The 14010-nt window shown below is 39.7% G+C and carries 13 protein-coding genes; 2 read left to right on the top strand and 11 right to left on the bottom strand.

The features are described 5' to 3' along the window. Positions 1-51: 51 nt before the first annotated feature. On the top strand, positions 52-660 hold the full coding sequence (gene vrrA / locus AC0VYJ_RS14620) for a VrrA/YqfQ family protein (protein ID WP_475365506.1): 609 nt from the start codon (positions 52-54) through the stop codon (positions 658-660). A 93-nt stretch (positions 661-753) separates the two neighbouring features. Next, positions 754-1698, top strand: a complete 945-nt coding sequence (locus AC0VYJ_RS14625; RefSeq protein WP_430244221.1) for a 4-hydroxy-3-methylbut-2-enyl diphosphate reductase — start codon at positions 754-756, stop codon at positions 1696-1698. A gap of 35 nt (positions 1699-1733) precedes the next feature. Here AC0VYJ_RS14625 and AC0VYJ_RS14630 read toward each other — a convergent pair whose 3' ends face one another. From AC0VYJ_RS14630 to recO, 11 genes are all read right to left on the bottom strand, one after another. Then, positions 1734-2855, bottom strand: coding sequence for a Nif3-like dinuclear metal center hexameric protein (locus AC0VYJ_RS14630; RefSeq protein WP_430244219.1), 1122 nt, complete (start codon positions 2853-2855; stop codon positions 1734-1736). After that, on the bottom strand, positions 2852-3562 hold the full coding sequence (locus tag AC0VYJ_RS14635; protein ID WP_475367498.1) for a tRNA (adenine(22)-N(1))-methyltransferase: 711 nt from the start codon (positions 3560-3562) through the stop codon (positions 2852-2854). The genes AC0VYJ_RS14630 and AC0VYJ_RS14635 overlap by 4 nt, the downstream gene beginning before the upstream one ends. Positions 3563-3703: 141 nt before the next feature. Continuing rightward, positions 3704-4066 carry a cytochrome c550 gene (gene cccA, locus AC0VYJ_RS14640; protein WP_194219525.1) on the bottom strand — a complete coding sequence of 121 codons (363 nt, stop codon included), beginning with the start codon at positions 4064-4066 and terminating at the stop codon, positions 3704-3706. A gap of 215 nt (positions 4067-4281) precedes the next feature. After that, complete coding sequence (locus AC0VYJ_RS14645) at positions 4282-5937, bottom strand: AMP-binding protein (RefSeq protein WP_475365507.1); 1656 nt, start codon at positions 5935-5937, stop codon at positions 4282-4284. Between the two features lie 226 nt (positions 5938-6163). Further along, positions 6164-7303: an acyl-CoA dehydrogenase family protein gene (locus tag AC0VYJ_RS14650; protein ID WP_475365509.1), complete on the bottom strand. Its 1140-nt coding sequence runs from the start codon at positions 7301-7303 to the stop codon at positions 6164-6166. A gap of 367 nt (positions 7304-7670) precedes the next feature. Further along, on the bottom strand, positions 7671-8786 hold the full coding sequence (rpoD, locus tag AC0VYJ_RS14655) for an RNA polymerase sigma factor RpoD (protein ID WP_194219522.1): 1116 nt from the start codon (positions 8784-8786) through the stop codon (positions 7671-7673). 47 nt (positions 8787-8833) lie between these two features. Beyond that, positions 8834-10654: a DNA primase gene (gene dnaG, locus AC0VYJ_RS14660; RefSeq protein WP_475365510.1), complete on the bottom strand. Its 1821-nt coding sequence runs from the start codon at positions 10652-10654 to the stop codon at positions 8834-8836. 19 nt (positions 10655-10673) lie between these two features. Further along, a complete protein-coding gene (locus AC0VYJ_RS14665; RefSeq protein ID WP_475365511.1) occupies positions 10674-11165 on the bottom strand; it encodes a YaiI/YqxD family protein in 492 nt (163 codons plus the stop codon). 378 nt (positions 11166-11543) lie between these two features. Further along, entirely contained in the window at positions 11544-12368 is an 825-nt protein-coding gene (locus tag AC0VYJ_RS14670; RefSeq protein WP_194219519.1) for a pyruvate, water dikinase regulatory protein, read from the bottom strand. Between the two features lie 14 nt (positions 12369-12382). Beyond that, positions 12383-13024 (bottom strand): transcriptional regulator CcpN, encoded by a 642-nt coding sequence (ccpN, locus tag AC0VYJ_RS14675; protein WP_276511807.1) that lies wholly within the window; start codon positions 13022-13024, stop codon positions 12383-12385. A 205-nt stretch (positions 13025-13229) separates the two neighbouring features. Further along, positions 13230-13979, bottom strand: coding sequence for a DNA repair protein RecO (gene recO, locus AC0VYJ_RS14680; RefSeq protein WP_303530562.1), 750 nt, complete (start codon positions 13977-13979; stop codon positions 13230-13232). Between the last annotated feature and the right edge of the window lie 31 nt (positions 13980-14010).

Consider the following 14010-nt stretch of genomic DNA (forward strand, 5'->3'; position numbering starts at 1 on the left):
TATTAATACCAAGAGCTTATTATGGTCAAGTTATCATAAGGAGGGTAAGACATGAATCAATTTCCTCCCTCCCCCCAAAGTGGTCCGGGTCCAGGTATGGGCTTTCCATTTTCCGGAGGAGGGTTTCAAAGTCCTGGGCCAGGATTTACACAGCCTCAGCAAACAGGAGGTGGCGGCGGTCTGCTATCCAGGTTTTTAGGAGGAGGCGCTCCTCAAGGAAGTCAGGGACTCCCGACTCCTCCAGGAGCATTTCCAGCCATGCAACGAGGTACCATCCCAGGTTTACCCCAACAAGCCGGCATGCTCTCTAGAATCCTTCCGGGTGCCGGACAGGGTGGCATGGATATGATGGGAATGATCCAAAATGTTCAAAAAGTGATGCAGGCTGCTGATACAATTAAACCAATGGTACAACAATACGGTCCAATGGTTAAGCAGCTCCCAGAAATGATTGCTTTGTTTAAGGAATATCAGAAGTCTTCAGGGTCAAGTGAAGAGGATGAAACAGAGGATGAAGTCAAAGAAAAAACGATCAAGCAGAAAAAAACCCAAAAGAAAAAATCAACTAAGCAGCCCGCTGGAGTAAAAGCCAAGAAAAAAACAAAAACGACAAGCTCAAATGAAATCAGTATCAAGTCTAAGCCGAAACTCTATGTATGAACATCGTGATTCATTGAGTTATCTCGGAATCTCCTTTATAATTGAGTAAGAACAGTTATACAACAATCCGTATTTGGGTTGAGGAGGTACTCGATGAAAGTAACTAAAATTTCGCCAAGAGGTTATTGCTATGGTGTTGTCGATGCTATGGTAATTGCACGAAATGCTGCATTAGATAAAACATTACCGCGCCCGATCTTTATTCTCGGGATGATCGTTCATAATAAACACGTGACAGATGCATTTGAAGATGATGGTATCATTACACTTGATGGACCAAATCGGATGGAAATTCTCGAAAAAGTAGAATCAGGAACTGTCATTTTCACTGCGCATGGTGTTTCACCTCAGGTTCGAGAGCTAGCGGAGAAAAAGGGCCTAACTGTACTTGACGCTACCTGTCCAGATGTAACAGTGACACATGATTTAATTCGCGAAAAACAAAAAGAGGGCTATCACGTCATTTATATTGGCAAAAAAGGCCATCCTGAGCCTGAAGGTGCGATGGGGATTGCTCCTGACATTGTGCATCTTGTTGAAAAGCCTGAAGAAGTTGATGAACTTGAAATCGATTGTGATAACATCATTATTACAAATCAGACGACCATGAGTCAGTGGGATGTTCAAGAAATTATGGAAAAAGCAATGGAACGTTATCCACATGCGGTTATTCATAATGAAATTTGTAATGCCACTCAAGTTCGTCAGGAAGCCGTAGCCCAACAAGCAGGTGATACAGACTTAGTTCTTGTAGTTGGAGATCCTAAGAGTAACAACTCTAATAGACTTGCCCAAGTTTCCATTGAAGTTGCTGGCACACCAGCCTATCGGATTGCGGACATTTCTGAATTAAAGCTTGAATGGCTTGAAGGTGTTGAATCAGTTGGAGTAACTGCAGGTGCTTCTACACCAACTCCGATTACAAAAGAAGTGATACGTTTTCTTGATCAATATGATCCTGACAACGAAGAAACGTGGACTCGTGAGCTAAGCGTTCCTTCTTCTAAAATTCTCCCTAAAGTGAAAGTGAAAAAATAACAAAAATCCCGCCTACTTTTAGGCGGGATTTTTGTTTATCTAAACTGAAAGGGGTCCGTTATTTCTTGTGAAGACATAATAACCGTATCAAAATTTTTCTCTTCTACAAAAGCCTGCAATTTTTCCCGTACACCCTCAATCATAATCTTTTCAATATTATGGCCTGCATCAATAATTTGGAGCCCCTCCATCATAGCATCGTGAGCTACATGGTAATAAATATCACCTGATACAAATACATCTGCTCCACTAAATCGAGCTGCACTAATAAATTTATTACCGTCTCCACCTAACACAGCAACTTTTTTTATTTTAGAAGTAAGATTGCCTACAATTCTAACACCACTTGCGCCAAGCCTCTCTTTCACAAAACCAGCAAAATCTTCTAATGTCATTTCTGCATCAAGATGACCTATTCTTCCCAGCCCAAGCTTTTCTGGTTCATTTTCTAAAGGATAAATATCGTAAGCTACTTCTTCATAAGGATGCGCCTTTTTAACAGCATTTAAAACCTTCGCTTGTTGATCTGCATGAAAAATGCTTTCAATTTTCACCTCTTGAACAGCTTCTAACTCTCCTGATTCACCAATAAATGGCTGCGCTTGAACTGTGGGCTTGAATCGGCCAGTTCCTTGAGAAGTAAATGTACAATCACTATATTCACCTATAAACCCTGCTCCTGATTTCGAAAGAGCTGTTCTAATTTGTTCCTGATGTGTAATTGGAACGAATATAGCTATTTTCTTTAGTTCTCGTTGAAATGTTTCAACAAGAACGCTCGTTTCTTGTAGTCCTAATGCATCCGCTAGCATATCATTCACGCCACCAGGTGCAACATCTAAATTTGTATGTGCCGCGTAAACAGTGATGTCATTTTTAATTAGCTTCTCTACCATTTTCCCCTGTTCTGTATCCAAATTGATTTTCTTAAGAGGACGGAAAAGAATGGGGTGATGGGCAATAATTAAATCTACCCCTTCTCGAACCGCTTCGTCTACCACGTTGGGAAGAACATCAAGCGCGGTCATTACCTTTTTAACCTTTTTGTTTAAGCTTCCGATTTGCAATCCAATAGGATCACCATTTTCGGCATACTTCTTTTTTGACCAGGCCTCAAATTCTTGAATAATCGCCTGAGCTGAAGCTATCTTGCTCATGAGAGTACCTCCTTAATGATGTCACGCTCATTCGTTACCTGCGCTTCTTTGTCAGAAACACCTTCTGTATTTGTAAGAGACTGTAAGATCCGTTCTCTTTTCTTTAATTCAATCTGCCATTTTTTCATAAACGCTTCATTTCTATCCTTTAGGAGAAAGGGGCCCGCAAGTAAATTCTTTTGAAGTTCTTTGCCATCCATTCCAGCGTAGGGTTGCTTTCCATTGCCAGCATCAAATACAAGGACTTCGTAAATTTTATCATCTTCCTCAAGAATCCGTTCGTCGACAAGTTCCCAGTTCAAATCCGCAAGTCGTTCACGTAAAAGATGTGCCGCAACATTAGGTTGTAAGATTAGCCGCTTTACATTTTCTAGCTTCTCTACTCCGCCTAGCAAGATATCCCGTATGAGTTGCCCTCCCATTCCTGCGATTGTAACCACATCCACTTCTCCAGGCGAGATGACTTCAAGGCCATTTCCCTTACGTACTGTTATTTCATTGGTGAATCCGCTTCGCTTAACTTGCTTGATTGCCGATTGGTATGGACCCTCGTTCACTTCTCCGGCAATCGCCATAGTAATACGTTGATGATTCATCAAATAACATGGCAAATAGGCATGATCAGATCCAATATCAGCCACACTACTTCCCTCTGGAACAAAATTCGCAACCATTTTCAAACGTTCAGATAATAATTTATCGTTCATTTTTTCACCACTACTTATCCAGTTTTCTTCTCTATAGTTTACCCTCTCTGCATGCAAGCTAACAAGAATTTGCATTCCGTAAAGGTTAATTGACATACAAATAGAAAAGCCTCCTGTTCTCACAGAAAGCTTTTTTCCTTCTTATTTTTTCTCAGATAACCACTGAGCTACTGCTTCAGCTTGTTCTCCCTGAATAACTCCAGCTGGCATTCCCGAACCTTTACCATTATTAATAATGTCGAGAATTTCATCTTTGGAGTACTTTCCGCCAACAGCATTTAGAGCTGGTCCAACCTGGCCGCCTAGATCACCGCCATGACAGGAAGCACAGTTCTGAGCGTAAATATCTTCTGGTGCTGCTGCTTCAGCTTGTTCTTGCTTCTCGCCTTCACCTTCAGCACTTTCTTCGCCGCCCTGTTGCAATGCCCAGAAAGAAACACCAATAATGAGAATTAATCCGATAACTGCCGTCCATGCAAATGGAATAAGCGGATTCTTTTTCATTTCTTTTCCTCCTTGTACCGATTCGCTGATATCGTTTTCCCCAATTATGTAAGAGTAAACAAATCATAACTTATTTTACTTGAAAACGCTATGAAAGAAAAGGGGAAGCGAGGCAAATCACATATTTGTCATTGATTTCACTCTATACTTATCATAGCAAATTTTTCTAATAAAACAAACGGCATCAGCACAATCACTGATGCCAACAATTATTTTTATTTGGATATTTCTGAAGTAAGGTTTGCCCATTCAACTGCTGATTCACGTAACTTGTATTTTTGTATTTTTCCCGAAGCTGTCATTGGATACTCATCTACAAAGAAGACGTGTGCAGGTACTTTATATCTTGCAATTTTGCCTTTACAGTATAAAAGAATATCGGAAGCATTAACTGCTTCTTTTTCTTTTAATTGAATGCATGCTACTACCTTTTCACCGTATTTCTCATCTGGTACTCCAATAACCTGAACGTCCTGAACAGACGAATGGGTATACAGAAATTCTTCAATCTCCCTGGGGTAAACATTCTCTCCCCCGCGTATAATCATATCTTTCAAACGTCCTGTAATCTCTACATAGCCCTCTGAGTCCATTTTAGCGATATCTCCAGTATGAAGCCATCCTTCTTCATCAATCACTTGATTCGTAGCCTCAGGCATGTTGTAGTACCCTCTCATCACGTGATACCCTCTCGTGCATAGCTCACCAGCTTCGCCAGATGGAACCTCGAGGCCTGATACGGGATCAACTATCTTCACTTCGACACCTGGTAAGGCTCTTCCCACTGTATTAACTCTATACTCGAGCGGATCATTGGTTCTTGTTTGGGTAATTACTGGTGAAGCTTCAGTCTGTCCATAAGCTATTGTTATTTCTACCATATTCATTCTTTTCATGACGTTTTTCATCACTTCTATCGGACATGGGCTTCCAGCCATTATCCCAGTCCTTAACGAGCTTAGATTATAGGATTCAAATTCAGCAAGACTGAGTTCGGAAATGAACATCGTTGGTACACCATGAAGTGCTGTACATCTTTCTTTCTCCACAGTTCTTAGTACCAGTTCTGGTTCAAACTCAATGATCGGAAAGATCGTCCCTCCTGCAGAAAAAGCCGCTAAAGTTCCGAGCACACAACCAAAACAGTGGAAAAATGGAACAGGAATACAAAGTCGGTCATTATGAGTGAGCTCCATGCATTGGCCAATCTGGTAGCCATTATTGAGAATATTATTATGAGTGAGCATCACTCCTTTTGGAAAGCCGGTCGTTCCTGACGTATACTGCATATTAATGACATCGTCTGGATCAAGTTCTCCATTTCTCATTTCTAATGCTTTATCCGTCACCGATACGCTTCCCTTGAGAAAATCTCGCCACTTCATGAACGAAGAACGTTCTTCTGTACCAATATAAATAACATCTTTCAAATATGGAAGACCAGCTATCGCACATTTCCCAACAGTCAGTTGATCATTGCTTTTTTGAAGTTGCAAGAAAACCTCAGGATAAGAAGTGCCTTTGAAGCCATCAATTAAAAAGAGACGAGTGGATTCTGACTGCTTTAGGACATATTCTAACTCTGATGATTGGTAATTCGTATTAATCGTGACAAGAACCGCCCCCACTTTTGCAGTGGCAAATTGCAATAGTAACCATTCCGGTACATTCGTAGCCCAAACTGCTACGTTCTCTCCTTTAGTAACACCCAACCCTAGCAACGCTTTAGCAACTCTGTTCACTTCATTATTGAACTCTTCAAACGTGTATCGAACTTTTTCTTTTGAGTAGACGACAGCTTCTTTATTACCAAACTGATCCACTTGTCTTTCGAGCATCGATCCGATCGTCTCATGAAGCAATTTCGTCATAGTAACACTCCTATCATCATTAAGAATCCAAAAGAGATAAAGAGATCATCTTCTTCTCTTCTGGACCATGGGTATTTGCTTAGCTAATAATCAGTGTTGGTTTTGGCTCCTTTACGACTTGAACCAAAACTAACTAGTTAATGGGGTTCACTAATAAATTCATGTTATGAAAAAGACAATAATAAAGAAACTTCAAGAGTAACAACTAATCGAGCGCTCGTTCAGTTTAACAACCAATTTCTCGTGCAATAACCATTCTTTGGATTTCTGAAGTACCTTCTCCAATTTCAAGTAGTTTTGCATCTCTAAAATAACGCTCAACGTGATAATCGCGCATATATCCATTTCCTCCATGAATCTGAACAGCTTGATCACAAACTTCCATACAAATTTCTGAAGCATAGAGCTTACAAATAGAAGCTTCTTTCGTGAATTTCTTCCCTTGATCTTTCAACCAGGCTGCTTTATATACCATCGTTCTCGCTAATTCAATTTTCATCGCCATATCCGCTAGCTTAAATTGAATCGCCTGGAAGCGTGAAATCGCACGACCAAACTGCTTACGCTCATTAGCATACTGTAACGCCTTCTCATAAGCTGCCTGAGCAATCCCTACTCCCATAGCACCTATTCCAATTCGACCACCATCAAGAGTAATGAGAAACTGTCTAAAGCCATCTCCGCGTTTCCCCAGCAGATTTTCTTCTGGGACTCTCACGTCTTCCATTACAAGTTCCGTTGTGTTTGAAGAATGAAGTCCAAGCTTCTCATAGTTATCCACTACTCTAAATCCTGGTGCAGAAGTAGGCGCAATGATTGCACTAATTTCTTTATTACCATCCTTACGATCAGTAATAGCGGTTAATGCAAGATGATCAGCATACGAAGCATTGGTTATATAACATTTACTTCCATTAATTACCCATTCTCCATCTTTCAGTACGCCTTCAGTCTCGGTCCCACCTGCGTCAGAACCAGCATTAGGTTCTGTTAAACCAAAGGCTCCTAATGACTCACCAGAACAGATTGGCGCAAGATATTTCTGCTTCTGTTCTTCAGTACCAAATAAGTTCAGCGGTGCTCCTCCGAGTGATACGTGCGCCGAGTATGTAATTCCAGTTGAACCACACGCACGACTCAATTCCTCTACTACGATTGCAAAGCTGACGGTATCTGCACCGCCTCCTCCATATTCTTCTGGAAATGGAAGCCCCATAATCCCCAAGTCACCAAGCTGTTGAAATATCTCTTTTGGAAACCTTTTCTCTTTATCGCGTTGTTCGGCACCTGGCGCCACTTTTTCGTCAGCAAATTCTCGAATCATTTTCTGAATCATTTTTTGTTCTTTCGTTAAGTCAAAGTTCATGAACAAATAACCTCCTGTAAATAAAAATCCAATAATGTGAATGCGCTTACATTTCATTATCTCCTTTGATTGCTACTTTTTCAACATTTTAGAATATAAAAATAATTTTATATATTATTTTTTTGCCAAACTATTTTGAGAAGCCTACTACAACGGGCGTTAACGCTTTTTATACAAAAAGCGGCATTTGCAAAACGAAAGAAAAATCAGTAAAATAAATGACAGGAATTGTATTCTTTATTGATCCGTTCCACTAACGATAAAAAAAGAGTTTTTAACTAAACCGTTTTCACATATGGTAAGAATGTGATTCATTAAGCCATAAAAAAACTCTCTGACTGCATGAGCAGACAGAGAGTGATCCATTCTATTCAAGAAAATCTTTGAGTCGTTTGCTTCTACTTGGATGACGGAGCTTGCGAAGTGCTTTCGCTTCGATTTGGCGAATTCGCTCACGTGTAACTCCAAAGACGCGACCTACTTCTTCTAGGGTTCTTGTACGTCCATCATCAAGTCCGAAACGCAGTCTAAGAACATTTTCCTCTCGATCAGTTAGCGTATCTAGTACGTCTTCAAGCTGTTCCTTGAGTAGTTCATAAGCTGCAGCATCGGATGGTGCCAATGCATCTTGATCTTCAATAAAGTCTCCGAGGTGGGAATCGTCTTCTTCCCCAATAGGCGTTTCTAAAGATACTGGTTCTTGAGCTATCTTAAGAATTTCACGGACTTTTTCAGGAGAAAGGTCCATTTCCTTACCAATTTCTTCAGGAGCAGGTTCACGGCCAAGATCCTGAAGAAGCTGGCGCTGCACACGAATCAATTTATTGATTGTTTCAACCATATGAACTGGAATACGAATCGTTCTAGCCTGGTCTGCAATGGCGCGAGTGATAGCTTGACGGATCCACCACGTGGCATAAGTACTAAATTTGTAACCTTTACGGTAATCAAATTTCTCAACGGCTTTAATAAGCCCCATATTTCCTTCCTGAATTAAATCAAGGAAAAGCATCCCACGACCAACGTAACGCTTCGCAATACTAACAACAAGTCGAAGGTTTGCTTCAGCAAGACGACGTTTTGCTTCTTCGTCACCTTCTTCAATACGTTGTGCTAGACTAATCTCTTCCTTTGCAGAAAGAAGGTCTACTCGGCCAATCTCTTTAAGGTACATACGAACGGGATCATTTATTTTGACACCCGGAGGAACACTTAAGTCATTAAGATCAAATTCTTCTTCCTTATTCACTTCTTGAGGCGAAGGGTTTTCAGTACTATCTTCGATGACTTCTACACCTTGTTCCTCTAGATATTCAAAGAATTCATCCATTTGATCGGAATCCTGTTCAAACGGGGACAACCGTTCTACGATCGTAGAGTAAGTAATTAAGCTTGTTTTCTTTCCAAGCTCTACTAACTGCTCTTTCACTTGATCGATGGTTAATTCACCTTCCGCCGGCTGGCGAGTTGGTTTTTCAGCCATTCGATCCCCTCCTTCCATACATCTCAACAATAAAAATAGTTAATTTCTTAAAATGAATTTTTTAAGTTCTTCTTCATTTCAAGAATTTCCATAGCGATCTTAGCTGCCTGGACAAAGTCTTGCTTCATTTCCGCTTCTTTTTTCTCTTTTTCTCTCTCTTCTATCTTTATCCATTCTGGATAATTTAACACCTGCCGAATATAATCATGAAGTTCTTTATCCGACACGTCTTCATTTAAATCCATCATGGCCAGTTCAGAAGCAATTTTGACAAGGTTAGGATCAGTAAGCTGCTCCATGAATTGACTAATGTCCGCCTCATGGCCGTTAGCATAAAAGCTATACAGATATGCAGCGATCGCACTATGCTCGTCAATATTAAACGAACCGCCAACCTCTTCCTGTACTTTTTCTGCAACATCCAGATCTCGCATCATATATGCAAGTAAGATTCGCTCTGAATTCTGGAAAGCAGGCAGAAGCTTTTTCTTCACATAGAAATTTTTCCTAGCATTATTATCCCTTTTAGGAGGAGCATTATCCTTACTTTTCTTGCCCTCTTTATAAAATTGGGTAACTTGCTGCTTTAGCGCATCGAGTGAAAGCGAGAATTCTTCCGATAGCTGTCTAAGATAATGGTCTCTTTCGACAGGGTTTGAAAGGCCGCTAATTTCTTTAAGTACTTCTTCGATGTAGCGGATTCGTTCTCCTTCATCCGATAGGTTTTTTCCTGATCGAAAAACTTCCATTTTAAAAGCCATTACTGTTGACGCTGCCCCTATTACATCCTTTTCAAACCGTTCTGCACCGTATGTTCGGATATAGTCATCGGGATCAAGTCCGTTTGGCATTTTTGCGATTCTAACATAGCAACCGGCTTGGACTAATTCATCCGCGGCTCTTGTAGCAGCATTAATCCCCGCCTTATCTGAGTCATAACAAATCACCACTGATTCTGTCTGTCTTCGTAGAAGTTTAGCCTGATCTTTGGTTAATGCTGTCCCAAGACTCGCTACAACGTTTTGTACCCCATTCCCGTACGCTGTAATCACATCCACGTAACCTTCTAAAAGGATAGCCTGGTCTTTTAAGCGGATAGAAGAACGGGTAAGATGAAAACCATACAAAAACTTCCCTTTCTGAAACAATTTTGTTTCAGGGCTATTCAAGTATTTCGGTTCACCTTCCCCTAATATCCTACCTCCAAATGCGACCGGTCTTCCTTTTGGATCCCATATTGGGAACATAATACGATTACGAAAACGATCAAAATATTTTCCATCAAATTCCCTTTTCGCAAGAAGTCCGGCATTTGCAATTTTTTCTATAGGATAGTTTCTTTTCTCCAAATATCCCGTTGCATAATCCCACGAATCAGGGGCAAAGCCAAGTTGGAACTTCTCAATCATTTCATTTGTAAAGCCTCGCTCGCTCAGATAATCACGAGCTTTTTCGCCTTCTGGCGTCTTCACCATGCAATGATTATAAAGCTTAGCTAGAAAATCATGAGCCTTATAGATGACCTCATTCTCAGATGTTGTCTTTGGATTACTATTTTGATTGTCTTGAACTTCAGGTAGTTCTATCCCTGATTTCTGCCCAAGTGCTTCAACAGCTTCTATGAAGTTGTAACCTTCAATTTCCATTAAAAATGAAAATGCATTACCACCAGCGCCACAACCAAAACAATGATATATTTGCTTATCGGGAGCTACTGAAAATGAAGGAGTACTCTCCCCATGAAAAGGGCAAAGACCGAAGAAATTCCTTCCTTGTTTCTTCAGTTGGACATAATCACTAATCACATCAACGATATCGGTGGATTTGCGAATCGCTTCAATTTTCTCTTCCGGGATTCTGCCACTCATTAATTATCACCAACAGGTTCTATAATTTCGACAAATAGAAATGAACTCCTTCATAATTCGACAAAATTTTAATTAATTCTTTCCGAAACTCATCTCGATCTTCACTTGTAAACTTACGCGGACCTTTTGTATGCTTACCCGCTCTTCTACTTTTCGATGCTAAATAACGCGTATGTAGAAGAGTAGAAATGTTCTCTTCAGTGTATCTTTTTCCTCTTGGAGAAAGGACAAAAACACCCTTTGGAAGGAGTATACTTGCTAGTCCATAGTCTTGAGTTACAGCTAAATCACCTTTCTTAGCATGACGATGGATGTAGAGATCAGCTTCTTCCTTTTCAGAGTCTACCATAACCCACCTCGCTTCACGGAACGTCGTGCTCATATGAGCATACGATGCCACAAAAACGATTTCGGTGTCTGATAAAGCTTTTTGAAAAGACATCATTTCTTCTTTAATTAGTACAGGACATGCATCTGCATCGACAAAAAGCGTCAGTTTCTTTTTCGTCATAATTCTGTATTCTACATCTCCCTGAGTTATCCTTCTTTTGAAATTTATGTTTTAACTTTCAGAATTTTAGTTCAAGCCTCAATAGTATAAGAATCTTATTAAAGCCTTCTTATATGATTATAGACAATTTTTATTGACAATATTTGATTATATACTAAAAATATTAAATTGAACAGGTAAAAACGATAAAAAAACGCCATCATCGTGACCAGATTCAATCCGATGATGGTGTGATTCATTGATTTTCAAGCTATCTTCATGTTTGTTCATCACTGGTTAAGTTTTCAGCATAGCTAAAAGGCGAGATATCAATAAAATTAGATCAAATAGCTTTTGGTGAAAATGTAGATGAAACCAATCATTCTATCCAAGCTATTTTTAAGAAGTATGCTTCCCTTTATGTAAGCTAAGAATTAAATTAGCTGTTTCTTCAACAGCACGATTAGAAACATCGATCACCTGACAATTCATCTTATTAATAATCGTATCAAAATATTCAAGCTCATCTTTTATTCTTGTCATATTTGCATAGCTCGCTTCGGCATTTAATCCAAGAGCAATTAGCCTTTCTTTGCGTATATTGTTTAATTTCTCGGGGCTTATTTTAAGGGCATAGCATTTACCTTCACCAACAGTAAATAGTTCTTCAGGTGGGTCCACCTCAGGAACAATCGGCACATTAGCCACCTTCAACCTTTTATGAGCTAAGTATTGAGATAGCGGTGTTTTCGATGTTCTTGAAACTCCCACAAGAACAATATCTGCTAGTGCAATTCCTCGTGGGTCTCTCCCATCATCATATTTAACAGCAAACTCAATTGCTTCTACTCGACGAAAATAATCTTCATCGAGTTTATGTACGAGTCCAGGCTCATTGCGCGGAGCTTTACCAATAACTTCTTGCATATGATCAATCATAGGACCAATAATATCAACAGCCTGAATATTTTCTTTTGAGGCGACATCAAGAAGAAATTTTCTTAATTCAGGCACCACTAGGGTAAACGCTACGATCGCTTTCGTTTCTTTTGCAAGTGTCATCACTTCATGTATTGTAGCCGTATCCTCTACATAAGGAACTCTTCTAACATCGAAATCGGTAGGGTCAAACTGACTTGCTGCCGCCTTTACGACAAGCTCCGCCGTTTCACCAACCGAGTCTGAAATAACATACACAATTGCACGATTTGTTGTATTTGTCATATAAACCTCCTAAGCTAAATAATTTCATCCTTAGCCAGATCTACAAGAGCTCTGGTAATATTTGTTTTCGTAATTCTTCCGATAACCTCTATGCCGTTCTCTACATCTTTTACAATCGGTAAGGCATCTATCTGCTTTTCGATTAGCTGATTTGCCACTTCAATTAAAAGATCTTCTCGTGAGCAAACAGTAATATTGGGCATTCTTGTCATAATAATTGTTACTGGAATACTACCAAGATCTTGCTTACCGAGCGCAGCTCTTAATAGGTCTTTTCTTGATAAAACACCGACTAAATGAGCCATTTCATTTACAACAAACAGCGTACCTACATCCTCAAGAAACATCGAGCAAATCGCATCATATACGCTTGCGTTCTCTTGGACAACTACTGGTATAGACTTATAATCGTCAACTTTAATTTTTCTTATTTTCTCAGTAAGAAGTTGTGAGCCTGTTTTCCCTGTATAAAAATACCCAACTCTTGGCCGTGCATCAAGATAACCTGCCATTGTAAGGATAGCAAGATCAGGTCTAAGCGTTGCGCGAGTCAAACTAAGCTTTTCAGCAATATGCTCGCCTGTAATAGGTCCTTCGTTTTTTACGATCTGAAGGATTGTTTCCTGTCGATTATTCAGTTGGATAAGAATCACCACCTCTACTAAAAATGTTATACTGTATTTTCATTATTATATACGATTATACCATTTGAACGAAAGCATCGAGCCTGTATTTGAAAAAATCAAGCCATAAAAACTTTTTAAGTGATATTGTGAAGTAAATAAAAGCTATATGATGGAATATCGTTGATTTAGCTCTATTGAAAATAAAAAGCCTCCGGATTCTCTCTCCGCAGACTTTTTACTCCAGTTTGAATTTGTCTAACTGATCCAAAAATCGTTTTGACTTTAGGTAAAGGCCCGAATAAGCGTCAAAATACAAATTAAGAATGTGCCTAATCTCTTTTTTAGTTTCATCTTTAAGTGAAATATTTCCTAATCTTCCGAGATCAATGTGGGCAAACAGGTGAAGAAGCTCTGCCGTTCGTTTTGTCATTGGAAGATGATAAGGATCGACTGAAAGACAACGGTGACATAGCAACCCACCTTCATTAATTGAAAAGTGGAATTTCCCTTCAGGAAGGCCGCAGTTCGCACAACGATCCAGTTGAGGGGTTATTCCAGCAACACGTAGCATTTTTAATTCAAATATAAACACCACTACTTCAGGGTCTTTTTCTTCATCTAACGCGTGCAGCACCTGATAGAGCATCTCAAATAAATAGGGGTTAGGCTTTCGTTCCTCTGTTAATTTGTCAACAAGCTCTGCCGCATAAGCAGCATATGAGGTAAGAAAAAGATCATTGCGAATGGAACGAAATGAATCAATGATTTCTCCCTGATTCAGTCCCCCAAGACCGGATGTATGCTGGTAAAGATACTGACCATATACAAAAAGTTGAGAAACAGCAGAAAGACGGCTTTTAGGTTTTTTTGCGCCTCTTGCCATAACGCCAACCTTACCCGTCTCTCTTGTAAAAAGTGTTAGTATTTTATTTGTTTCACCATAGTCTACGGTTCGAATCACAATTCCTTCAACCTTTTTTAACAAGAACATTCACCAACCGTTTCCTGTTAACATT

It is taken from the genome of Anaerobacillus sp. 63XJN7_5_ISO-PGPR-S23-430 (genome assembly GCF_056173695.1).